Raw genomic sequence first — 21,985 nt, forward strand, 5'->3', positions numbered from 1 at the left:
TCCCCTGGAGGGGGAGGGTCGATCGCGCGCAGCGCGAGCGGGGTGGGGTGATCTCTCCGCTCGGGCACTGTTGGATGGGGAAAGACCGTCACCCACCCCGCTACGCATTTCGCTTCGCTGCATGCGTAGCTACCCTCCCCCTCCAGGGGAGGGTAGCTAGGCGCCCGTCTCGCTAATTCATCCCCTGCGCACCGCGAATCAGCTTGCCCGGCCGGCGTCCCGTCGCCTCGCCATGTCGCCGCGTCACCACGCCCGACACGATGGTCGCCTCGTAGCCGTCGACATCCTGCAGCAACCTCCGCCCGCCGACCGGCAGATCGTAATGCACCTTCGGCGGATGCAGATGCAGGCGGTCGTAGTCGATCACGTTGACGTCGGCTTTATAGCCTGGAGCAATAAGCCCGCGGTCGGTGAGACCGACCGAGAGCGCGGTCTTGCGCGACTGCGCCGCGACCACGAACGGGATCGTGAGCTTCTCGCCGCGCTTGCGGTCACGCGTCCAGTGCGTCAGCAGATAGGTCGGGAAGCTCGCATCGCAGATGATGCCGCAATGCGCGCCGCCGTCGGACAGGCCCGGCACCGATTGCGGATCGAGCAGCATTTCGCGCGTCGCATCGAGATTGCCGTCGGAATAGTTCAGGAAGGGCACGTAGAGCATGCCGCGGCCTTCGTCCGACAGCATGGCGTCATAGGCGAGCTCTTCCGGCTGACGGCCCAGCTTGCGCGCCTGCGGTCCCAGCGCGTTCTCCGGCGGCTGCTCGTAATCGGGGGGATCGCCGAGCAGGAACATCTTGTCGTAGTTGGGACGGAAGAACAGCGGATCGTCGGTCGCGGTCGCCGTCTCGCTCAGGATCGCCTTGCGCACATCAGGCTGGCGCAGCCGTGCCAGCCGTTCCTGCAGCGGCAGATGGGCGATCGCCCTGTAGCTCGGATGGGTCTGGAAAGGGTTGCGCGACAGCTCGAGCCCGAGCAAGAGCCCGACAGGGCGCGCCGCGATCTGCGCGGTGATGGAGAGACCGCGCAGCGCTGCCGCATTGATCTCGTCCAGCGTCTGGCGCCAGCGCTGCGGTGCCTTGTCGTTCTGCGTGATCGAGAACGAGATCGGGCACTTCGTCGAGTCTGCGACCCGCAGCATCATCGGCAGGTCTTCGTGGATGGTGGAGAGGTCGAGCACGAATTGCAGCACGCTGCGGCCCTGCCGGTGCATCGCGCCGGCAATCGCGGTGAGCTCGTCCTCGCCTGCTTTCAGCGTCGGTGTGAAATCGCCGGTCGAGGTGCGATGATTGAGCGTGCGCGAGGTCGAGAAGCCGAGCGCGCCCGAGCGTACCGCCTCGCCCGCGAGCTTTGCCATCGCCGCATTGTCCTCCGCGGTCGAGGGATCGCGGCGCGCGCCGCGCTCGCCCATGACGTAGACGCGCAGCGCCGCATGCGGCAGTTGCGCGCCGACATCGATGTCGAAATCGCGCCTGGAGAGCCAGTCCATGTAGTCTGGAAAGCTCTCCCAGGCCCAGGGAATGCCGGCGCTCAGCACCGGCTCCGGAATGTCCTCGACGCCTTCCATGAGCTGGATCAGGCGGGTGTGGTCATCAGGCTTGCACGGCGCAAAGCCGACGCCGCAATTACCCATGATCGCCGTGGTGACGCCGTTCTGTGAGGACGGCGTGATGTCCTGGCTCCAGGTGACCTGTCCGTCGTAATGGGTATGCACGTCGACGAAGCCAGGTGTCACCAGCTTGCCGCGCGCGTCGATCTCTTCGCGGCCCTTGGCCGAGATCTTGCCGACCGCGCTGATCTTGCCGCCGGTGATGGCGACATCAGCCTCGAACAGCTCGCCGCCGCTGCCGTCTACGACGGTGCCGTCGCGGATCACGAGATCAGGGGTGCTCATGGTGTTTCTTCCCGTTTTGTTGTTTTGCTTTTCTCTATCCGTCGTCCCGGACAAGCGAAGCGTAGATCCGGGTCCCATATCCACAGGGAGACGTTTCGCGAAGACTCGTAGTGACCAGTCTTGCGCTGCGATTCCTCCCTGTGGTTATGGATCCCTGCGCCCCGCGCGCAATCGGCAGGGACGACGGTTGAATTTGTAGCTCAAGCCTTGGCCGGCTTCCGCTCCGTGAACGGCGACAGCACCACCGTCGCCACCATGAAGATCACGGACGCGCCGAACACCCAGTGCGGTGCGTTCTGGTCCATGATCCAGCCGAATAGCAGCGGGCTGACGATGCCGCCGAGATTGAAACCGGTGGAGACGATGCCGAAGGCGCGCCCCGCAGCGCCGGCCGGCGCCGCATTGCGCACCAGCATGTCGCGCGAGGGCGCGATCACGCCGGAGAGGAAGCCCGCGGTCGCCATCGTGGCGGTCAGCGCCCAGCCCGGCAGCGTCACCAGCGCGATCAGCAGCACGATTGCCGCGTTCGCCGCAAAGCATGCCGCCGCGACATAGCCGTGACGCTCGGTGTGGTCGGCAAGGAAGCCGCCCGCGAGCACGCCGATGGCACTGGCGCCCAGGAACGCCGTCAGCGCGATGTTGGCGGCGGAGTAAGAGACGCCGTAGCCGCTCATCAGCGCCACCACGCCGAAATTGTTGATGCCGGCGACCGACAGGCTGAGCAGCATGAACAGCGCGGTCAGGGTGATCAGCGCCGGCGTGATCACCGCCTGCTTCGGCGCGCTCTCGCCGCCCGGCTTCTTCTTGTGCGCGCCCGCGTCCGGAATGTTCATGACGATCAGCAGCAGCGCCACTGCGACACCAATCGCGCCGGACGCGATCAGCGCCCCGGCGCCACCGGACAATGTGACGAGCGCTGCGACGATGGCCGGCGCTACCGCACCGCCGAGAAAGCCGGCAAAGGTGTGGATCGAGAAGGCGCGGCCCATCCGTGCCTCGTCCATGTGTTCCGCCAGAATCGCGTAATCGGCGGGATGGTAGACGCTGTTGGCGAGGCCGAGCAGCACGGCGCAGGCGATCAGCGAGGCGTAGCTGAGGTGCAGCCCGAGCAGGATCAGCGCGATACCGCCGAGCGTCAGCCCGGCCAGCAAAATCCTCCGCGCGCCGAAATGGTCGACCAGATAGCCCGTCGGCGCCTGCGTCAGGCCGGACACCACCGCAAACACGGTGAGCGCGAAGCCGAGCTCGATATAGCCGACGCCGAGCTGGCTTTTGAGAAACGGGAACAGCATCGGCAGCACCAGCAGATGGAAATGGCTGACCCAATGCGCGATCGAGATTCCGGTCAGCGTGCGCAGCGCACTGTCCGCCTTGCCTTGCTGCGGTGCGGCGAGAACGTCGACCATTGCAGTTCCGTTTCACTCCCGATGGAGGCGCAAACTATCGGGGAGAGCGGTTATTTGTCCATGAACGCAGGCGCATGGCAGCTAGCGAGGACGCTGCAATCTCGATGATTGCTCGGCGGTGCAGTGTGGCACACTGCGCTTCCTCCCCCGCAAGGGGGGGAGGGAACGCACAGTTCGCGATGCAGCTTCATGCCCTCACAACGGGTCGTCATCCGGCCCGTAGCGGTCGCGCTTCGGTGTTGCGATATCGCCGTCTTCGTAATCGTCGTCATCGATCTCGCGCGGCGGCAGGGGCTTCTTCGCCTTGTCGTCCGCCGGCCTGTTCTCGGCAGTCTTGGGCGGCTCGTTCGGCTTGCCAGTCTTGGCCATGATTGGTCCCGGATGGTGATGCTGGATCCGATCCTATCCGGAAAATGCTTGCGGCGCCTGACCTATCGCAAGCCGATGTCCGTTCAGTGCAGCACCGGCCCGCCCGCCTTCTTCCAGGCATCGATGCCGCCGGCGATATGGGCGGTGTTGAGAAGCCCCGCTTCCTTCGCAGCCGCCACGGCCATCGCCGAGCGTTCTCCGAAGGCGCAGAAGAACACTACACGGCGGCCGGTGGCGGCCGCGACCTCGCGCAGCATGCCGCCGGGCTTGAGGCTCTCCTCGACGGAGGGATAGGGCGTGTGCAGCGCGCCCTCGAGCATGCCGTGCTTCAGCCGCTCGTTGGTCTCGCGCAGGTCGACCAGCAGGATGTCGGGCCGGCCGAGCGCGCGGATCGCCTCGGCGGCGCTGAGCGCGCGGCCTTCCTTTTCCAGCTCCTCCTGATGCAGGCCGACATGCATGTTGGCGGGCACCGCCACGTCCATCATCTTCGGATTGGGCAGCTTCAGGTTCGCCATCAACTCGATATATTCGTCCACCGAGCGCACCTGGAGCCGCGGATTGTAGCGCTTCTCCTCGCCGATGGTGGAGACGGTGTCGCCCTTGTAGTCATGCGCCGGGAACACCATCGTTTCGTCCGGCAGCTTCAAGAGGCGGTTGAAGATCGAATCGTATTGCGCGCGCGATGAGCCGTTCTGGAAATCGGTGCGGCCGGTACCGCGGATCAGAAGCGTGTCGCCGGTGAAGACGCGGTCGCCCATCAGATAGGAATAGGAATCGTCGGTGTGACCCGGCGTGTACATCACGTCGAGCGACAGGCCCTCGATCGTCACCTTGTCGCCGTCGGCCACCCGCATCGCCACCACGTCGGCCTTGGTCTGGTCGCCCATCACGGTCATGCAATGGGTGCGGTCGCGCAGCTCGCCGAGGCCGGTGACGTGGTCGGCATGCAGATGGGTATCCACTGCCTTCACCAGCTTGAGGTCGAGCTCGCGCAGCAATTGGCAGTAGCGGTCGACCTTTTCCAGCACGGGATCCAGGATGAGCGCCTCGCCGCCGGCGCGGCTGGCCAAGAGATAGCTGTAGGTGCCCGAGACGCTGTCGAAGAGCTGGCGGAAGATCATGGCTTGGACCCGGCGTGGAACTAATTTCGAGGATTCTACTACGCCGGGGGTCGAAAGGAGAAGTAATTCACTGGATAGGTAGCAAAATTTGGAAGATTTTATTCCACGTCTTGGGTGGGACGACGGCCTCAAATTCCCCTGTCGTCCCTGCGAACGCAGGGGCCCACAACCCCAAGGAGGAGTTTGGCGAAGACCAGCCGTTCGGTACTGCAACCGCCGCGAAGGATAGATCACGCGGTATGGGTCCCTGCGTTCGCAGGGACGACAGGAGAGTGTGATGCACCGGGCGCCTACGGCCTCACCAATGTGTACCCGTTCTCGGCCAGGAACAGGATCTGCCCAACCCCCACCTGCACCGGCGTCGCAGCGGGGATGAACTCCGGCCGCTTGCCTGTCTCCCGCTCGATCGTATCGACGGTGTTGAGGCAGATGTCGAAGCGAACGCCCTGTGCGATCAGGCTCTCGACCTGCTTGCGGCGCTCGCTGCCGGCAAGAAGCAGGTCGATGCCGGGACCGAACACCACCACTTCGATCGCGATCTTGTCGGGATCGTAGGCCTTCAGCAGGTTATTGGCGACGCTCAGCACCAGCGCCTGCTTCCTCGCATCGCCATCGGAGAGCTGCAGCACGATCCTGTGCTCGGCGAACGGCTTGTCCTGGAGCGGCACCTGTTGTGCCAGAGCGGGCGGGGCCGCCGCCCAGACGAGCAATGCCAGCATCATCGCGGATATGAGCTGCGACCTCTTCATCCCTGTCCTGCAATGCCTGGATTGCCCTCGACCCCCTTCAGCGTGACGCCGGAGCCGAGCCGCTCCGGCAACATCCGGCCCGAGCGCAGATACTTGCCGACGACGTCCCATACCGGCGCGCCTTGCTGGCCGTTGACCGAAGCCCAGCCCGCGACCTTGTAGCGGTGTCTGGCGCTGAGCGCCTTGCCGCTGCCAAGCCTCAGCTCCGAGATGCGGCTGCCGATCGCGGCTGTCGGCGCGCAGGTGTAGCTGAGCCCGCCGACGCGCACCATGTCGCCGCCCTGCTGGTAATAGGGATCGGCGTTGAAGAGGTTGTCGCAGACGTCTTCCAGCACGTCCTTGATCTGGGCTCCCGTCATTTCCTGTACATAGGTCTCGGGATAGGTGATCGCGGTCTCCGCCAGCAGATCCTCCATGGTCAGCGCCTGGCCGGACAGCGCGGTGACGCCCCAGCGGAAGCCCGGCGACAGCGCGATCTCGGCGTCGAGCTCGGCACGCAGCGCGGTGCAGATCAATTCGTCGACGGGCCCGGAGAAATTGTCGCGGCGGTAGAGCAGGCGATCCGGCGTTGCGATCTTCTCCGACCAGTCGCTCACATGCTGCGCGCGCAGCCGGCCGATCAGCTCGGCCATGGCAGGGTCGGGCTTCAGCAGCTCGGAATAAACCGGCAGCAGATGATAGTGGACGTCGCTGACCTTGCCCTTGTCGAGTGCAAGATCGAGCACGGCCAGGAATTTTCCGTTGGAGCCGGCATTGGTGACGAGCGTCGTGCCGCCTGCATTCTTCACGGCAATCGGCTGCGGTACGGCATCATGGGTGTGGCCGCCGAGGATGATGTCGATGCCGGTGACCCGGCTTGCGAGCTTGAGGTCGACATCCATGCCGTTGTGCGACAGCAGGACGACGGCATCGACCTTGTCGGTGCCCCGCAAGGCATCGACATGCTTCTGCAACTCCTCCTCGCGGATGCCGAAGCTCCAGTCCGGTGTGAACCTTTTCGGATGCGCGATCGGAACGTAAGGGAAGGCCTGGCCGACGATCGCGACGCGATGCCCGCCGAGCTCCTTGATCATCGAAGGCTTGAACACGCGGCCGGTGGCCTTGTCGAAGGCGGGGGCGTCGTTGAACGCGGCTTCCTCGGTCAGGAACACGTTCTGCGCCAGGAACTCGCCCTTGAAGCGCTCGAGATTGTCGCGCAGCGCCTGCTCGCCATAGGTGAATTCCCAATGCCCGGTCATCGCCTCGATGCCGAGCAGATTGGCGACTTCGACCATGTCGCGGCCCTGCATGACGTTGGCAAGCCCGGTGCCCTGCCAGAGATCGCCGCCGTCGACGAGCAGTGAGCGCCGCTCGCCGACATCGGCGCGCAAGCGGTCGACCAGCGTCTTCAGATGGGCGAAGCCGCCGAGCTTGCCGAAGCGTCCTGCGGACTTTTCGAACTCGAAGCAGGTGAAGGCATAGGCATCCGCGCTGTCGGGCCGGATGCCGAACCGCTCCAGGAAGGCGCGGCCGACCAGATGCGGCGGCCGTCCCGCCATCTCACCGATACCGATATTGACGCTGGGCTCGCGGAAATAGACCGGATTGAGCTGCGCGTGCGTGTCGGTGATGTGCAGGATCCGCGCGTTGCCGAACCGCTCGATGTCGTAGATGCTGGCGGCCTCGGTGCCGCGGGCCAGCCGCGGCAGGCCGAGCGTTGCGGCGGCAAGGCCTGCACTTCTCAGGAAATCGCGGCGGCGGATCGCCATCCAAAAATTCTCCGCGCCTCTCGTGATCGTCGGACTATTCCACTCAGGCGCAGTCTAGCGGATTTCCATCGCCTTCCAGGCTTCTTTTTCGGACGTGGCCTGGAAGATCGACGCCTTCGCCATGGCCTCGGCCTCCCTGGCCGCGGCAACCGCACGGTCGAAATCGCCGCCGTCGGCAGCCTTCTTCGCTGCCGCCAGCGCAGATACGGTCACGGTCCATTGATTGCGCATGCCGGCCGCCTCCTTGGAGGCGGCTTCGGCGGCGGCATAGGCCGCCTTGTAGTCCGCCTCGTTCGCCGCGCGCGCGGATGGCGCAAGGCTCAAGACGAGCAGCATGGCGAGAGCAAGTGACCGCTTCATGGCCGTGCTCCCGGGCCCGAGATCGGCAGGCCGTTGGCGACGTAGGACAGGAAATATTCGACGTCGCGATATTCGTCCGATTGCGGCTCCAGCGGAACCGCGCGGGTCTGGCTGTTGCAGGTGACGAAGCGGCGGCTGGTGGTGCCCATGCCGCTCCATTCGGAGCGGTAGATCGGCATCGCGTTGAGGATGCCGAGCGCCGGTGCCAGGGTCTCGGCGCGGATGCGCTCACCCGGGCTCTGCACATGGCAGCTCGCGCAGGAGAAATTCATCTGGCCGCGCCGCGTGTAGAAATAGCGCTTGCCGTTCTCGTACGCCGCCAGCGCACGGGGATCGTCGGGAATCTTGATGTCCATCGGCTTGCCGCGCGAGGTGTAGGCCATGTAGGCCGTGAGCGAAGCCATCTCGTCCTTGACGTAGGAATAGGGCGCTTCGCCGTTGGCCTCGCGGCAGCGGTTGAGTGCAAGCTCCAGCGTGACGACCTTGCCTTCCTTCTCGTCGAAATAGGGATAGTTCTGGCGGATGCCGATGCCGCCGTTCGGGAAGCAGTCGGCGTAGGTCTTGCCGTTCTTGAACGGGGTCGAGAACATCTCCTTGCCGGCATCGAGCGCGAACTCGTAGGGCGGGAATTCCTCCTTCTCCCCGCCACTGCCGCTTCATGTCCTCGTTCATGGAATAAGGACCGTTGACGAAATCCTCGTGCTTCACGTTCGGAAACTTCTGGAAGAAGAAGTTCTGGAACGCCTTGGCATCGGCGACGGGATCGACCTTGTCGGCGGCGACGACACGCGTTGCGGCGAAAGCAAGCGCCGCGAGTGCGACGAACGCTGAGCCGAGCAGAATCGTGGCGCGCTGTTTCATCACGCGATCTTCGCGGTGGTCGTGTCCGACGCACCCTTGTTGTCGGTCCAGGAGATCTTGAGCTCGTCGCCCTTCCTGGCGCCCTTGAAGCTGAACTTCACGTAGGGGTCCTTGGAGACCGCGGTGCCCCAATTGGCGACGAAGACGTCCTTGCCGTTATATTCGAACTTCAGCTCCTGGATGAAGTGCGCCGGGATCAGCTCGCCCTTTGAGTCCTTGACCAGGCCGGTGTCCATGGGGTGCTGGATCAGCGTCTGCACCTCGGTGATGTCGCCGTTGGCGGTGGCGCGTACGCGAATGCTGGATGCCATGTCGAACTGCCTCGCTTAACCGCCGCAACCGCCGACGGTGACCTTGACCTCTTTGGTCGCGCTGTAGAGCTTGCCGTCGGCTTCCACGATCGCGGTCAATTTGGTGGTCTTGGCCATCTTCAGTCGGTTGGCGACGGCAGGAATCGTGCCGTCGGGAATCTTGTAGCTTGCCGCGAGCGCGTTCGGGTTCTCGGCCACGAAGAACGAGATCGAGGTGACCTTGTCGAGTGACGTCGTCACCGAGATCGGCACCACGCCGCCGTTCTCGGCGATCTCCGGCGCGTCGAGCTTGACCTTGTCGGACGGCTCCGCGGTCTTGCCATAGAGTGCCTTGATCGCGTCGGCCTCGTTCTTCTGCTTGAACGCCTCTTCCGGATATTTGTCGTTGGCTGCGGCGCGCGCGGGAGCGGCGCCGAACGGCAGATTGCCGAGGCCGAGCAGCGCGACGGAGGCTGCGCCCTGAAGGATCAGGCGCCGCGTCGGATGAGGCTTGGTGGTCGTGGTCATCTCAAGTCTCCTGGGCAGCCGGCCGTTACAGGGTCTGCAGGAAATCAACGATCGCGTTGATCTCCTGTTCGGTCAAAATCCGGTTCCGGCCGAACGGCGGCATCATGGTCTGCGGATTGCGCTTGGTCTCGTCGAAGATGATGGCGAACAGCTCGTTGCGATCGGGGTATTTTGCCGTGATGTCCTTCAGCTCCGGCCCGATCGTTCCCGGCAGATCACCGCCTTTGATGACGTGGCAGGTCAGGCAATTGCCCTTGCCGCGGTCGAAGGCGAGCTTCTGGCCCTCGGTCACGGTGGACTGCGCCCGCGCCGGGGCCGCAGCCGCGCCGGCGACAAGGGCCAGCGCAACCAGCAGGGCGGGCTTGTAGGGAAAGACGGTCAAGGCATCGTCCGGAGCGGTATGTCGATGATCTCGTTTGCGGAATGTTCAAAAGCACAAAGGGCATCGCCTGACAATCAAGACTATGCACGCGGCAAAATGGAGTTAATATCCTGCGCATTCCAGCTGATGAGATAGTTCGTTCATCGGATCGACTGCGATTAGCAAATTATTCTCGTGGGCGTTTTTGCCCTGAAGCCCGTGCTTTCTTTTTCACATTATTGGGGACGTCACTTGGCTGAATATGTCGTCGAATTCGGCAGGGATGGCGGACGGGTCGAGCCGGATGGCCGGCTCGATGCGCCGGCCTTTCATCGCAATCACGAACCGATCTGGGCGGCGTTGGAAAAGGATCTGGCGGGCTGCACCGGCAACGCGGTGGAACTCGGCAGTGGAACCGGCCAGCACGTGGTTCATTTCGCCCGCCACACGCCCGACCTCATCTGGTGGCCGAGCGACCTCAACCAGCGCCATCTCAAGAGCATCGAAGCCTGGCGCGTGCATGCGGGCCTGCCGAACATCCGCTCGCCCCTGCGGATAGATCTCACCGATCCCGACTGGTGTCCGGAGATGAAGAGCGGGCAGGGACCGACGAGCCTTGCGGTCGTGTTCTGCGCCAATGTCATTCACATCGCGCCTTGGGCCGTGGCCGAGGGTCTGTTCGCCGGCGCCGGCCGCTATTTGCGTCCCGACGGCAAGCTGTTCCTCTACGGCCCCTTCAAGCGCGACGGCAAGCACACTGCGCTCAGCAATGCGGTGTTCGACACCTCCTTGCGCGAGGGCAATCCCGAATGGGGCGTGCGCGATATCAGCGATGTCGAGACACTGGCAAAAGGCGCCGGCCTTCGCCTTGTCGATACCACCGAGATGCCCGCGAACAATCTCACGCTGGTGTTTGCGAGGGGCTAGGAGGTCGTCATGCCCGGGCTTGTCCCGGGCATCCACGTTCTTTGGGCACCAAGGCAAGGCGTGGATGGCCGGGTCAAGCCCGGCCATGACGATGTGGAGACGTCAGCGCATCCAACTCTAGCCTTCGTCCTTCCACCCGATCCTCTCCTTCAAAAACCTGAAGCCGAGCACTTCGAAGCCGGCGCGCTCCTTGTTGTCCTTGCCATAGCCGTGGCCGCCGGCGGCCGGCTCGTAGAACCAGGCTTCAAAGCCCATCGCCTGGAGCTTGGCGGCCATCTTGCGGGCATGGCCGGGATGGACGCGGTCGTCGCGCCGCGTTGTCGCGATCAGGATCGGCGGATAGGCCTGGCCGGCCTTCACGTTGTGATAGGCCGAGTAGGTCTTCAGCCACTCCCACTCGTCGGGCTTGTCGGGGTCGCCATATTCCGCGATCCAGCTCGCGCCTGCGAGCAGTTTCGTGTAGCGGCGCATGTCGATCAGCGGGATGGTGCAGAACAGCGCGCCGAACCGCTCGGGATAGCGCACCAGCATGTTGGTGATGAGGATGCCGCCGTTCGATCCGCCCTGCGCCGCGATGCGCTTCGGCTGCGTCACGCCGCGGCGGACCAGATCGGCCGCGACCGCCGCGAAATCGTCGTGCGACAGCTTCTTGCCGGCCAGCCGTCCGGCATCGTGCCAGCGCGTGCCGAACTCGCCGCCGCCGCGCAGGTTCGCCTGCACCGTCGTGCCGCCGCGCTCCAGCCACAGCTTGCCGAGCGAGGCATTGTAGTACGGCTTCACCGAATGTCCGAAGCCGCCATAGGCGCTCATATAGACCGGCGCATCGCCGGTCTCCCGGGCGGGACCGGTCTGCACATAGGGAATACGCTCGCCGTCAACAGAGATCGCCTCGTGCTGGGTCACCACGAGACCGTCGGCGACAAATGTCTTCGGCGCCTGCTTCAGCACGGTCGGGCTTGCGATACCGCGCTCGATCAGCAGCAGCGAGGGCGGCGTCAGCGGATCCTGCACATTGGCGAGCAGATCGCCATTGCTTTCGGAGGGATGGCGATCGAGCGGCCAGACGTCGACGACGCCGATCTGCGGCAGGCCGCCAAGTGTCTCACGGCTCCAGCTAGTGGCGGATGGCGTGCAGATCTCGAAGCGCGGCTTGAGCTCGTCGAGGATCGAGAGCACCAGCTTTCTGGCGGCCCAGAACAAACCTTGCAGCGCGCGCCGCGGTGCCGGCTCGAACAGCACCGCGAAATCGCGGCTGCCGGCCAGGAACGCCGAAAGCGAGATGCCGAGCACGGTATCGGTGACATGGGTCTGACCTGCGACCGTCCAGTCCTTGCGCAGCTTCATCGCGAACCAGTCGCCATGCGCCTGCATCCAGATCCCGGTCGGCAGATCGAGCTTCGTCGTCGTGCCGGCCGCATCGCGCAGCCAGATTGCATGATTAAAGAAGTCGATCTGGTCGACGATCCAGACCCGGGGCGCCGCTCCGGTGTCGTCGGCGCTGCCATAGATCGTCATGTGATCGGCCGCGGTCTCGATGATCACCTGCGCCTGATCGACAGGCTGGCCTCGCCGCCACAGGCGAACCGTCCGCGCATATCCCGAGCTCGTCGCCATGTCCTCGCCATGCGCGCTCGACAGCAGCAGCGTGTCGGCATCGAGCCAGTCGACGCCGCCCTTGGCCTCCGGCAGCGTGAAGCCGTCCGCAACGAAGCTCTTCGTGGCGAGGTCGAACTCGCGAAGAGTGACGGCGTCGCTGCCGCCGCGCGACAGGCTCAGGATCGCCCGCGAGCTTCCCGGCATCGTGGCGATCCCGCCGAGCAGCCAGTCCTCGCCTTCGCTCGCTGCGAGCCGGTCGATATCGAGCATGGTCTCCCATGCCGGATCGGCCTTGCGAAATTCCGCCAGCGTCGTGCGCCGCCACAGGCCGCGCGGGTTGCCGGCGTCCTTCCAGAGGTTGTGGAGGTCGTTGCCGCGCCGGCTGACATAGGGAATGTTGTCCGGCCGGTCGTAGATCGCCGCGAGGATATCGCGGTCGCGCGCGAAGGCCGCCCCGCCGAACGCGGCGAGCGTCAGGCTGTTCTGCCGCTCCACGAAATCGAGCGCCTGCGTGCCCTCGATCTCCTCCAGCCATAGCCAGGGATCGTCGTCGGGAGCGCTGAGCGTGGGCCTGTCGTCGACGGACATGAGCGAAACTCCAAAAACTCGCGGCGGATAGGATTTGATCGAGCGCAAGCCGTCAAGCGCGGCGGCCGGCTATCATCTGCTCGATTGCGTCAGAGACATGGCCTGCGCCCGTTTGCGCCGGTTGCCCGCCTTCCCACGCCCCTCCATAGTGCCGGGAATCAACAGCCCTCGTGAGCCCTTGAAAGTCCCCTGGGGCGGAAAAATTTCGATGCTGGACGTGACTGCAGTCAATGAGATCGCCGACGATGCCCGCGTGCGTGCCAATGTGGTGCGCCTTGCCGCGGCGCAGGCGCTGACCGGCGCCAACTCCGCGGTGATCTTCGCCACCGGCGCGATCGTCGGCGCCACGCTCGCGCCCGACATGTCGTTCGCGACTGTGCCGATCTCGATGTATGTGGTGGGACTCGCCGCGGGCACGCTGCCGACCGGCGCGATCTCGCGTCGCTTCGGTCGCCGCGTGGCTTTCGTCATCGGCACGGGCCTCGGCACGCTCACCGGCCTGCTCGGCTCGTTCGCGATCCTGCACGGCTCGTTTGCGCTGTTCTGTGTCGCGACCTTCCTGGGTGGCCTCTACGGCGCCGTGGCGCAGTCCTATCGCTTCGCCGCCGCCGACGGCGCCAGCGCGGCCTACCGTCCGAAGGCCGTGTCCTGGGTGATGGCGGGCGGCGTCTTCGCCGGCGTGCTCGGTCCGCAGCTCGTGCAATGGACCATGGATGTCTGGCAGCCCTATCTGTTCGCCTTCAGCTTCCTGGTGCAGGCCGCCGTCGCGCTGGTCGCCATGGGCATCGTCGCGGGCATCGACATGCCCAAGCCCGCGCCGGCCGATCTGCACGGCGGCCGGCCGCTGCTCACCATCGTGACCCAGCCGCGCTTCATCGCGGCGGCGCTGTGCGGCGTGATCTCCTATCCCATGATGAATCTGGTGATGACCTCGGCGCCGCTCGCCATGCAGATGTGCGGCCTCAGCGTCTCCGATTCCAATTTCGGCCTGCAATGGCACATCGTCGCGATGTACGGACCGAGCTTCTTCACGGGCACGCTGATCGCCCGCTTCGGTGCGCCCAGAATCGTGGCCGCCGGCCTGCTGCTGGAAGCCGGCGCCGCCGGCATCGGCCTCTCCGGCCTCACCGCGATGCATTTCTGGGCGACGCTGATCGTGCTCGGCGTCGGCTGGAATTTCTCCTTCATCGGCGCCTCCGCGCTGGTGCTGGAGACGCACCGGCCGCAGGAGCGCAACAAGGTGCAGGCCTTCAACGATTTCCTGGTGTTCGGCATGATGGCGATCGGCTCGTTCTCCTCCGGCCAGTTGCTCGCCAATTACGGCTGGTCCGCGGTGAACTTGGTGGTGTTCCCGCCTGTCGTGCTGGGCCTTGTCGTGCTCTCGCTGGTCTCCTGGGCCCGCCGCCGAAAGGCGCGGCTGGATGCGGCCATGGGCGAGTTCCCTGACGCGGTCTAGGTTGGCGGGAGGCTGTCAGCAGCGTTGATACTTCGATCCGGGTCGAAGTGATTTTCTGGCGAGGGTTAGTTAGATGTCGTCATGGCCGGGCTTGTCCCGGCCATCCATGTCTTTGCGACGTCGAAGGAAGAGAGTGGATGCCTGGGCATAGGCGAGCGGAAGCGACGCCGTCCTTCAGACGGCTATGCCCGGGCATGACGGAGTAAGCGGCAATGCTTGATAATCCTCAACAGCCCACGATCGACGAATCCTCCCTCCGTTACGAAGGCTGGCGCATCGTCGCGGTCTGCTTCCTGCTCGCCACCTTCGGCTGGGGTCTCGGCTTCTACGGCCAGAGCGTCTATGTCGCCGAGCTCCAGCGCGCGCGGGGCTGGCCGACGACGCTGATCTCCGCTGGGACGACGTTCTTCTATCTGTTCGGCGCGCTGCTCGTCGTCTTCGTCGGCGAAGCCGTGCGGAAACACGGCCCGCGCCTCTGCCTGATTGCCGGCACGCTGGCGATGGCGGCGGCCGCGGTCGCGATCGGCGCGGTGCGCGAGCCCTGGCAGCTTTATCTCGCGAATGCCGTGCTCGCCTTCGGCTGGGCCGGCACCAGTCTCGCCATGATCACCAACACGATCAGCCTGTGGTTCGACCGCAAGCGCGGCATGGCGATCAGCCTGGCGCTGAACGGCGCCAGCTTCGGCGGCATCGCCGGCGTGCCGCTGCTGGTGACGCTGATCGGCCATGTCGGCTTCGCCAGCGCGATGTATGCCGCTGCCGGCGCCATGCTGGTGCTGCTGCTGCCGGTCATCCTGCTTCTCGTCGGCCGCCCGCCCGATCGTCATGGCTGGCACGCCACGGCGAAGGCAAGACCGCAATCCTCGACGCAGATCCGCGCATGGGCTCTGCGTGACGTCGGCTTCCTCACGGTGACGATCGCCTTCGCCCTGGTGCTGTTCGCCCAGGTCGGCTTCATCGTGCACCTGATCTCGTTCCTTGACCCCGTAATCGGCCGCGAGCGCGCCGCCGTCGCCGTCGCAGTGCTGACGGCGATGGCCGTCGTCGGCCGGGTGCTGTTCTCGTTGGTGATCGACCGCCTCGATCAGCGCCTGGCCTCCGCGCTCTCGTTCCTCAGCCAGGCGGCGGCGCTTCTCGTCGTCATCAATCTGCACGATGACTATGTGCTGATCGCGGCCTGCGCGGTGTTCGGCTTCTCGGTCGGCAACCTCATCACGCTGCCGTCGCTGATCGTGCAGCAGGAATTCGACAGTGCCGCGTTCGGCGTGCTGATCAGCTTGAACACGGCGATCAACCAGGTGACCTACGCGTTCGGCCCGGGCGTCGTCGGGGCCTTGCGCGATTGGTCCGGCGGCTATGCGCTGCCGTTCTATCTCTGCATCGCGCTGGAGGTGATGGCCGCGGCGCTGATCATGGTGCGGGGGAAGCCAAAAGCGAAGCTCTCGTAGGGTGGGCAAAGGCGCAAAGCGCCGTGCCTACGATCTGTCTCTACATCGCGAGATTTGGTGGGTCCACCCTACGAGATCGTGCCCCTGCGGCTCACCCCTCGCGCTGCTTCAGCAACCCCTCGACATCCAGCCGCTTGGTGAACATCGCCAGCTTCCCGTCCGGCCCGAACGGCCATTGCTCCCTGGGCTTGTCCCAATACAGCTCGACCCCGTTCTGGTCGGGATCGCGCAGATACAGCGCCTCGCTGACGCCGTGATCGCTGGCGCCATCCAGCGCAATGCCGGCCGTGAGCACCCGATGCAGCGCATCCGCAAGTGCAGGCCGCGTCGGGTAGAGGATCGCGGTGTGAAAGAGCCCGGTCGCATCAGGCGGCGGCGGCGAGCCGCCCTTGCTCTCCCAGGTATTGAGCCCGATGTGATGGTGATAGCCGCCGGCGGAGATGAAGGCGGCGCCCGAGCCCATGCGCTGCATCAGCTCGAAGCCAAGCACGCCGCAATAGAAGCCGAGCGCGCGATCGAGATCGGCGACCTTGAGGTGGACGTGGCCGATCCTGGTGCCGGCGGCGACGGCGGGGCTTTGCGACATGGGACTGCTCCGTTGCTGAACTCCAGATAGGGCGGGCCTCGGGACAGCGCTATTGCTCATCTCGAAACCCATCGTTTCCCGATAGGAAGCTAGCTCAGCTCCGACACCTCGCCTTCCGGCAGGCCGAACTCGAACGTGTTCAGCGTCATCGACACCAGCGTGTAATAGCCGCACAGCCCGATCACCTCGACCAGGCCGCGCTCACCGAGCAGCTTCACCGCCTCGTCGTACAAGCCCTTCTCGACGCCGTGTCCCTCGTGCAGCGACTTCGCGACGTCGTAGATCATCTTCCCCTTGGGATCGTCGAACTCGGGCGTGCGGCGGTCGCGGATCGCGTCGATGATCTCGGGCTTCATGCCGCCCGCGAGCGCGAGGCGCTTATGCGCGTACCATTCGTAATGCGCGGTCCAGTGCCGCGCCGTCACCAGGATCGCGATCTCCGAGAGCTTTGCCGGGAATATCGTGTCGAAGCGCATGACTTCGCCGAGCCGCGTCGCGTGACGCGCCATCTCGGGACTGTTCAGCCAGGCCATCATCGGCGGCGGCGGCTTGCCGCGCTTGCCCGCGATCGACTCGTCATAGGTCTGCCGCTGGCTCTCGTTCATTTCGCCAGGCGAAAGAAGCTTCAGGCGCATTCGCGTTTCCTCTTTGTTTTCAAGCACCGTCTTGCCGCGACTATAGCCGACTGCGCCTGCGGAAGTGGTTGAATTCCGCGGGGGCTTGGCCCAGAGTCGTGCCCAACAAGTCTTTTTGAGCGATGGAAACGACCATGAGCGACACCGAGACCGCCGATCTCGAAACATTCCGCAACGAGACGCGCATCTGGCTCGAAGCCGATTGCCCGCCGGAAATGCGCAAGCCCGCGACGTCGGATGCCGACGTGTTCTGGGGCGGGCGCAACGCAAAATTCTCGTCCGAGCCGCAGCGCATCTGGTTCGAGCGCATGCGCGACAAGGGCTGGACCGTCCCTGACTGGCCGAAGGAGTATGGCGGCGGCGGCCTCAGCGCGGCCGAGCACAAAGTGCTGCGCGCCGAGATGGCGAGGATCGGCGCGCGCCCGCCGCTGTCGAGCTTCGGCATCTGGATGCTCGGGCCGGCGCTCTTGAAATACGGCAACGACGCCCAGAAGAAGGAGCATCTGCCGAAGATCGCGGCGGGCGAGATCCGCTGGTGCCAGGGCTATTCCGAGCCGAACGCCGGCTCCGACCTCGCTTCGCTCCAGACCCGCGCCGAGAGCGACGGCGACGACTTCATCATCAACGGCCAGAAGATCTGGACGTCCTATGCCAATTACGCCGACTGGATCTTCTGCCTGGTGCGCACTGATCCCACTGCGAAGAAGCATGACGGCATCAGCTTCATCCTGTTCGACATGACCTCGAAGGGCGTCTCGACCAAGCCGATCCTTTTGATCTCCGGCTATTCGCCGTTCTGCGAGACCTTCTTCGACAATGTCCGCGTGCCGAAGTCGCACGTGGTCGGCACCATTAACCGTGGCTGGGACGTCGCGAAATATCTGCTCCAGCACGAGCGCGCGATGATCTCAGGGATGGGCGAGCGCGGCGTCGGCCGGCCGCTCGGCCAGATCGCGGCGGACTCCGTCGGCACCGATGGGCAAGGCAGGCTGGACGATGCCATGCTGCGCGGCCAGATCGCGCGCTTCGACGTCGATGAAGCCGCGCTCGCGGCCTGCGCCGAGCGTGCGGTCGATCTCGCCAAGGCCGGGCAGGCGCATCCGGCGTTCTCGTCGGCGATGAAGTACTACGGCACCGAGCTCAACAAGCGCCGCCACGAGATCCTGATGTCGGCCGGAGGCGTTGATGCGCTGGAATGGGAGAGCGAGCGCTCCAAGCAGGGCGCGCGCCCGCGCGCCTGGCTGCGCACCAAGGCCAACTCGATCGAGGGCGGCACGTCCGAGGTCATGCTCGGCATCGTCGCCAAGCGCATCCTGGATCTGCCGGGGGCGTGAACACGCTCTCACCACCCGTCATTCCGGGGCGCGCGTAGCGCGAGCCCGGAATCCATAGTCCCGATCGTGGTTATGGATTCCGGGCCTGGCCCTTCGGGCCATCCCGGAATGACGACACAGATAGATTTTCGAATCGGAACACGCACATGGCCCTCGTCCTCACCGAAGAACAATCGATGCTCCGCGACAGCGCGCGCGGGCTGATCAGTGACAAGGCGCCGGTGTCGCACCTGCGTCACTTGCGCGACAGCAAGGATCGCACCGGCTTCTCCAAGGAGCTCTGGAATTCCTTTGCCGAGATGGGTTTTGCCGGTCTTCTGGTGCCGGAAGAGTTCGGCGGCAGTGGCCTCGGCCATGTCGAAGCTGGCGTCATCATGGAGGAGATCGGCCGCACCCTGATGCCGTCGCCCTTCCTCGCCACCAGCGTGGTCGCGGCCTCGGCGCTGAACCGCGGCGGTAATTCCGCGCAGAGATCGGAATATCTGCCGAAGATCGCAAGCGGGTCGCTGCTGGCAACGCTCGCAATCGACGAGGGCGCCAAGCACCGTCCGCTCCACACCGGCTTGCAGGCCGTGCGCGCCGGCAACGGCTTCAGGCTGAGCGGTGCCAAGGCGCTCGTGGTCGATGGTCACGTCGCCGATCTCCTGATCGTCGCCGCGCGCACCGCGGGCTCCGCCGGTGAGCGCGAGGGTCTGACGCTGTTCCTGGTCAATCCCAAGGCCAAGGGCGTCGCGATCGAGCGCACCATCATGGTCGATGCGCACAATGCAGCGCGGATCGAATTCGCCAATGTCGAGGTCAATGCCGACAACGTGCTCGGCGAGGTCGATCAGGGCGCAACTCTGCTCGACGGTGTGCTCGATATCGGCCGCGGCGCGGTCGCCGCCGAAATGGTCGGTCTCAGCGAGGAGGTGTTTGGCCGCACCGTCGAGTACCTGAAGAGCCGCAAGCAGTTCGGCAAGCTGATCGGCGAATTCCAGGCCCTCCAGCACCGCGCCGCCGAGCTCTATGTCGACATCGAGATCACCCGCGCCGCGGTGATGAAGGCGCTGCAGGCCCTGGATGGCGACGTCGCCAAGGCCGCCTCGGCCGTCGCAGTCGCAAAGGCCCGCGCCGGCACCACCGCCACGCGCGCGGTGCAGGAAGGCGTGCAGATGCATGGCGGCATGGGCATGACCGACCAGTTCGACATCGGCTTCTTCATGAAGCGCGCGCGGGTGTGCGAGGAATTGTTCGGCGATGCGAACTATCACACCGAACAGCTGGCGAGGGCGCGGGGGTATTGAGGTCAATCCCCTCAGGGTGAGGAGAGAAAGCGTGGCGCGTAGCCCGGATGAGCGCAGCGACATCCGGGAATGCCGCGGGCGCCACCCCGCATATCGCTTCGCTCATGCGGGCTACGGGATCGAGCGAGTCGAAACCGCTTGCCCCAGACTGAAGGAGCGCGCTCCTCAGGATGAGGGGAGAAAACGTTACCTATCAGCCGGCATGGCCGGGCTCGTCCCGGCCATCCACGTTCTTGACCTACCTCAAAACCGTGGATGCCCGGGACAAGCCCGGGCATGACGATTGAGAGCGTGGCGCGAGCCTTGGCTCAAGCTCGCAATGACGGAGGTTAAACCGCCTACCGCATCGGTGGTGCGTACTGCACGCCTCCGGCATTCCACAGCTGGTTCATGCCGCGCGGGATCTTCAGCTTGGACTTCTCCCCGATGTTTCGGTCGTACATCTCGCCGTAATTGCCGACGTGGCGGATGATGCGGGCGGCCCAGTCCTTGGTGAGGCCGAGCTGCTCGCCGTAACGGCCTTCGGTGCCGACGAGGCGCATCACTTCCGGCTTCTTCGACTTCAGGGCTTCGTCGATGTTCTCCGAGGTGACGCCCAGCTCTTCGGCGTTGATCATGGCATACAGCGTCCACTTCACGATCATCATCCAGTCGTCGTCGCGCTGACGCACGACGGGGGCGAGCGGCTCCTTGGAGATCATGTCCGGCAGGATCATATGGTCGCCGGGTTTCGAGAGGTTCAGCCGCAGCGCATAGAGCTGGGAGACGTCGGCCGAAAGCGTGTCGCACTTGCCGGTGTCATAGGCCTTCACGACGTCGTCGAGCTTGTCGAACTTCACCTCTTCATACTTCATGTTGTTGACGCGGAAGTAATCGGCGACGTTGAGTGTGGTCGTGGTTCCGCTCTGCACGCAGACCTTGCTGTCTGTCAGGTCCAGCGAGGTCTCCTTGTTGCGCGCGCGCGGCACCATGAAGCCGACGCCGTCGTAATAGGCCACGGCCGGAAAATACAGGTCGTAGTCGAGCTCGCGCGCCATGCTCCAGGTCGTGTTGCGCGAGAGGATGTCCACCTTGCGGCTCTGCAGCTCCTTGAAGCGCTCGTTGGCGTCGAGCGGGACGAACTTCGCCTTGCCCGGGTCGTTGAAGATCGCGGCGGCGACCGCGCGGCAGAAATCGACGTCGAAGCCGGTCCAGTTGCCCTTGTCGTCGGGGATCGAGAAGCCCGGCAGGCCCTTGTTGACGCCGCATAGCACTTCGCCCCGGCGAACCGTGCGCTTCAAGGTGCGGGTGTCGTAGAATTCGTAAATGATCGCCAGGACGGCGACCAGCACGGCGATGGCGAGCCCGATCAGCAGGCCGCCACGAAAAGTGCGCATCATGTTGCTCTCTCGAAAAACCGGGAAAAGGAATCAGGCGAGGACGGAGAGCATGATCCGGATCCGGAGGGCCGCGTGTGCGCGAAGCGCGAAGCGGCTGTCCGAAAAGATCATGCTCGAACCATAAACTCTAAAGCTCGGGCTTCTGCCGGATGACCACCTTGGTGCCAACAGGAACGCGATCATAGAGATCGGCAACGTCATTGTTGACGAGGCGGAAGCAGCCGGAAGACACCTTGGTGCCGATCGTGTCGGGGCGGTTGGTGCCGTGGATGCGGTAGACGGTGGTGCCGAGATACATGGCGCGGGCCCCCAACGGATTGCCGGGGCCGCCGGCCATGAAGCGCGGCAGATAGGGCTGGCGCTGGATCATCTCCGGCGGCGGCGTCCAGTCCGGCCATTCCTTCTTGTTGGTGATGGTCACCAGTCCTTGCCACTGGAAACCGTCGCGGCCGACGCCGATGCCATAGCGGATCGCGCGCCCGCCGGGCTGCACCAGATAGAGGTGCCGTTCTGCGGTCGAGACAATGATCGTTCCCGGCGGCTCGGTGGTGCGGAAGTAGACCACCTGCTTCTGCCATTCCGGATCGAGCTGGTAGCCGTCATCGGCGATCAGGCCCGGCTCGTCCCCGCGGTCCGGCTGCTGGGCGAAGGCCTGCGGCGCGGACAGAATCAGGCCGATCGCAGCCACAAACATCCCGGTCAGGCGACGAAAATCCGTCATGTAAAGCTCTCCCCGCTGCCACAGCGCAAATCAATCATGAACCATCAAACCTGAGGGGCAAGTTCGTGGCAAGTTGATGGCGCGCCGCCCTGGTATGTCACGAGAATACTTTGGCTTTTTGACGGGGCCGGAGCAATGCCAAGAACAGGGGATGGCGCGAAAAGCAGTGATTTGTCGTGGCTGGGCTCGATGCACTCCCTCGCTCGCTCGCGGGATCGAATTCAAAGGTGCCGTCATGCCCGGGCCTGTCCCGGGCATCCACGTTTTTGGTGCCAAGTGCAGAGACGTGGATGGCCGGGACAGGCCCGGCCATGACGATGTGGAGGCCTCGGGGTCCCGATCGCCTGC

At 64.8% G+C, this 21,985-nt stretch carries 20 protein-coding genes and 1 pseudogene; 5 read left to right on the forward strand and 16 right to left on the reverse strand.

Annotated elements, in window-relative coordinates:
* Positions 1 to 172 precede the first annotated feature (172 nt).
* The 11 genes and pseudogenes from ABIA42_RS35280 to soxX all read right to left on the reverse strand — a co-directional run bounded on the left by ABIA42_RS35280 (position 173) and on the right by soxX (position 9,702).
* Positions 173 to 1,888 (reverse strand): amidohydrolase family protein, encoded by a 1,716-nt coding sequence (locus tag ABIA42_RS35280; protein ID WP_370116491.1) that lies wholly within the window; start codon positions 1,886 to 1,888, stop codon positions 173 to 175.
* A 200-nt stretch (positions 1,889 to 2,088) separates the two neighbouring features.
* Positions 2,089 to 3,294, reverse strand: a complete 1,206-nt coding sequence (locus ABIA42_RS35285) for an MFS transporter (protein WP_370116488.1) — start codon at positions 3,292 to 3,294, stop codon at positions 2,089 to 2,091.
* Between the two features lie 195 nt (positions 3,295 to 3,489).
* Positions 3,490 to 3,663: a hypothetical protein gene (locus tag ABIA42_RS35290; protein ID WP_370116485.1), complete on the reverse strand. Its 174-nt coding sequence runs from the start codon at positions 3,661 to 3,663 to the stop codon at positions 3,490 to 3,492.
* A gap of 83 nt (positions 3,664 to 3,746) precedes the next feature.
* On the reverse strand, positions 3,747 to 4,784 hold the full coding sequence (locus ABIA42_RS35295; RefSeq protein WP_370116482.1) for an MBL fold metallo-hydrolase: 1,038 nt from the start codon (positions 4,782 to 4,784) through the stop codon (positions 3,747 to 3,749).
* 290 nt (positions 4,785 to 5,074) lie between these two features.
* Entirely contained in the window at positions 5,075 to 5,533 is a 459-nt protein-coding gene (locus ABIA42_RS35300) for a hypothetical protein (RefSeq protein ID WP_370116479.1), read from the reverse strand.
* On the reverse strand, positions 5,530 to 7,281 hold the full coding sequence (gene soxB, locus ABIA42_RS35305) for a thiosulfohydrolase SoxB (protein ID WP_370116476.1): 1,752 nt from the start codon (positions 7,279 to 7,281) through the stop codon (positions 5,530 to 5,532). The genes ABIA42_RS35300 and soxB overlap by 4 nt, the downstream gene beginning before the upstream one ends.
* Before the next feature lie 54 nt (positions 7,282 to 7,335).
* Positions 7,336 to 7,641: a hypothetical protein gene (locus ABIA42_RS35310; protein ID WP_370116473.1), complete on the reverse strand. Its 306-nt coding sequence runs from the start codon at positions 7,639 to 7,641 to the stop codon at positions 7,336 to 7,338.
* Positions 7,638 to 8,502: pseudogene (soxA, locus tag ABIA42_RS35315) on the reverse strand (sulfur oxidation c-type cytochrome SoxA). The gene ABIA42_RS35310 and the pseudogene soxA overlap by 4 nt, the downstream one beginning before the upstream one ends.
* Positions 8,502 to 8,813 carry a thiosulfate oxidation carrier complex protein SoxZ gene (gene soxZ / locus ABIA42_RS35320; RefSeq protein WP_271527386.1) on the reverse strand — a complete coding sequence of 104 codons (312 nt, stop codon included), beginning with the start codon at positions 8,811 to 8,813 and terminating at the stop codon, positions 8,502 to 8,504. The pseudogene soxA and the gene soxZ overlap by 1 nt, the downstream one beginning before the upstream one ends.
* 15 nt (positions 8,814 to 8,828) lie before the next feature.
* Entirely contained in the window at positions 8,829 to 9,320 is a 492-nt protein-coding gene (soxY, locus tag ABIA42_RS35325) for a thiosulfate oxidation carrier protein SoxY (protein ID WP_271527385.1), read from the reverse strand.
* A 25-nt stretch (positions 9,321 to 9,345) separates the two neighbouring features.
* Positions 9,346 to 9,702, reverse strand: a complete 357-nt coding sequence (gene soxX, locus ABIA42_RS35330) for a sulfur oxidation c-type cytochrome SoxX (RefSeq protein WP_370116469.1) — start codon at positions 9,700 to 9,702, stop codon at positions 9,346 to 9,348.
* A gap of 231 nt (positions 9,703 to 9,933) precedes the next feature.
* Here soxX and ABIA42_RS35335 point away from each other — a divergent pair, with 231 nt between their 5' ends.
* Complete coding sequence (locus ABIA42_RS35335; protein WP_370116466.1) at positions 9,934 to 10,608, forward strand: DUF938 domain-containing protein; 675 nt, start codon at positions 9,934 to 9,936, stop codon at positions 10,606 to 10,608.
* A 117-nt stretch (positions 10,609 to 10,725) separates the two neighbouring features.
* Here ABIA42_RS35335 and ABIA42_RS35340 read toward each other — a convergent pair whose 3' ends face one another.
* The gene (locus tag ABIA42_RS35340; protein WP_370116463.1) at positions 10,726 to 12,792 is read right to left on the reverse strand and encodes a prolyl oligopeptidase family protein; all 2,067 of its coding nucleotides are present in this window, start codon (positions 12,790 to 12,792) and stop codon (positions 10,726 to 10,728) included.
* 208 nt (positions 12,793 to 13,000) lie between these two features.
* On the opposite strand from ABIA42_RS35340, the gene ABIA42_RS35345 reads away from it, so the two are divergent.
* Positions 13,001 to 14,248 carry an MFS transporter gene (locus tag ABIA42_RS35345; RefSeq protein ID WP_370116460.1) on the forward strand — a complete coding sequence of 416 codons (1,248 nt, stop codon included), beginning with the start codon at positions 13,001 to 13,003 and terminating at the stop codon, positions 14,246 to 14,248.
* 212 nt (positions 14,249 to 14,460) lie between these two features.
* On the forward strand, positions 14,461 to 15,696 hold the full coding sequence (locus tag ABIA42_RS35350; protein ID WP_370116457.1) for an MFS transporter: 1,236 nt from the start codon (positions 14,461 to 14,463) through the stop codon (positions 15,694 to 15,696).
* A 91-nt stretch (positions 15,697 to 15,787) separates the two neighbouring features.
* Here the strand turns inward: ABIA42_RS35350 and ABIA42_RS35355 are convergent, their stop codons facing one another.
* Entirely contained in the window at positions 15,788 to 16,282 is a 495-nt protein-coding gene (locus tag ABIA42_RS35355; protein WP_370116455.1) for a VOC family protein, read from the reverse strand.
* An 89-nt stretch (positions 16,283 to 16,371) separates the two neighbouring features.
* Positions 16,372 to 16,917: a carboxymuconolactone decarboxylase family protein gene (locus ABIA42_RS35360; RefSeq protein ID WP_370116452.1), complete on the reverse strand. Its 546-nt coding sequence runs from the start codon at positions 16,915 to 16,917 to the stop codon at positions 16,372 to 16,374.
* A gap of 134 nt (positions 16,918 to 17,051) precedes the next feature.
* Between ABIA42_RS35360 and ABIA42_RS35365 the strand changes: the two genes are divergently transcribed.
* Together ABIA42_RS35365 and ABIA42_RS35370 are read left to right on the forward strand one after the other, a co-directional pair.
* Positions 17,052 to 18,251, forward strand: coding sequence for an acyl-CoA dehydrogenase family protein (locus tag ABIA42_RS35365; protein ID WP_370116449.1), 1,200 nt, complete (start codon positions 17,052 to 17,054; stop codon positions 18,249 to 18,251).
* A 146-nt stretch (positions 18,252 to 18,397) separates the two neighbouring features.
* The gene (locus ABIA42_RS35370) at positions 18,398 to 19,537 is read left to right on the forward strand and encodes an acyl-CoA dehydrogenase family protein (RefSeq protein ID WP_370116446.1); all 1,140 of its coding nucleotides are present in this window, start codon (positions 18,398 to 18,400) and stop codon (positions 19,535 to 19,537) included.
* A 338-nt stretch (positions 19,538 to 19,875) separates the two neighbouring features.
* Here the strand turns inward: ABIA42_RS35370 and ABIA42_RS35375 are convergent, their stop codons facing one another.
* Positions 19,876 to 20,913, reverse strand: coding sequence for an amino acid ABC transporter substrate-binding protein (locus tag ABIA42_RS35375; RefSeq protein ID WP_271527471.1), 1,038 nt, complete (start codon positions 20,911 to 20,913; stop codon positions 19,876 to 19,878).
* Positions 20,914 to 21,043: 130 nt separating this feature from the next.
* Positions 21,044 to 21,637 (reverse strand): L,D-transpeptidase, encoded by a 594-nt coding sequence (locus ABIA42_RS35380; protein ID WP_028181585.1) that lies wholly within the window; start codon positions 21,635 to 21,637, stop codon positions 21,044 to 21,046.
* Positions 21,638 to 21,985 lie beyond the last annotated feature (348 nt).

This window comes from Bradyrhizobium sp. USDA 327 (genome assembly GCF_041262065.1).
GTDB lineage: Bacteria > Pseudomonadota > Alphaproteobacteria > Rhizobiales > Xanthobacteraceae > Bradyrhizobium > Bradyrhizobium liaoningense.

Coding starts and splice junctions, on each gene's coding strand:
- ABIA42_RS35345 (WP_370116460.1), top strand. CDS start 13,001: ATGCTGGACGTGACTGCAGTCAATGAGATCGCCGACGATGCCCGCGTG.
- ABIA42_RS35375 (WP_271527471.1), bottom strand. CDS start 20,913: ATGCGCACTTTTCGTGGCGGCCTGCTGATCGGGCTCGCCATCGCCGTG.
- ABIA42_RS35350 (WP_370116457.1), top strand. CDS start 14,461: ATGCTTGATAATCCTCAACAGCCCACGATCGACGAATCCTCCCTCCGT.
- ABIA42_RS35280 (WP_370116491.1), bottom strand. CDS start 1,888: ATGAGCACCCCTGATCTCGTGATCCGCGACGGCACCGTCGTAGACGGC.
- ABIA42_RS35365 (WP_370116449.1), top strand. CDS start 17,052: ATGAGCGACACCGAGACCGCCGATCTCGAAACATTCCGCAACGAGACG.
- ABIA42_RS35295 (WP_370116482.1), bottom strand. CDS start 4,784: ATGATCTTCCGCCAGCTCTTCGACAGCGTCTCGGGCACCTACAGCTAT.
- soxZ (WP_271527386.1), bottom strand. CDS start 8,813: ATGGCATCCAGCATTCGCGTACGCGCCACCGCCAACGGCGACATCACC.
- ABIA42_RS35290 (WP_370116485.1), bottom strand. CDS start 3,663: ATGGCCAAGACTGGCAAGCCGAACGAGCCGCCCAAGACTGCCGAGAAC.
- soxY (WP_271527385.1), bottom strand. CDS start 9,320: ATGACCACGACCACCAAGCCTCATCCGACGCGGCGCCTGATCCTTCAG.
- soxB (WP_370116476.1), bottom strand. CDS start 7,281: ATGGCGATCCGCCGCCGCGATTTCCTGAGAAGTGCAGGCCTTGCCGCC.
- ABIA42_RS35380 (WP_028181585.1), bottom strand. CDS start 21,637: ATGACGGATTTTCGTCGCCTGACCGGGATGTTTGTGGCTGCGATCGGC.
- ABIA42_RS35360 (WP_370116452.1), bottom strand. CDS start 16,917: ATGCGCCTGAAGCTTCTTTCGCCTGGCGAAATGAACGAGAGCCAGCGG.
- ABIA42_RS35285 (WP_370116488.1), bottom strand. CDS start 3,294: ATGGTCGACGTTCTCGCCGCACCGCAGCAAGGCAAGGCGGACAGTGCG.
- ABIA42_RS35355 (WP_370116455.1), bottom strand. CDS start 16,282: ATGTCGCAAAGCCCCGCCGTCGCCGCCGGCACCAGGATCGGCCACGTC.
- ABIA42_RS35300 (WP_370116479.1), bottom strand. CDS start 5,533: ATGAAGAGGTCGCAGCTCATATCCGCGATGATGCTGGCATTGCTCGTC.
- ABIA42_RS35370 (WP_370116446.1), top strand. CDS start 18,398: ATGGCCCTCGTCCTCACCGAAGAACAATCGATGCTCCGCGACAGCGCG.
- ABIA42_RS35340 (WP_370116463.1), bottom strand. CDS start 12,792: ATGTCCGTCGACGACAGGCCCACGCTCAGCGCTCCCGACGACGATCCC.
- ABIA42_RS35310 (WP_370116473.1), bottom strand. CDS start 7,641: ATGAAGCGGTCACTTGCTCTCGCCATGCTGCTCGTCTTGAGCCTTGCG.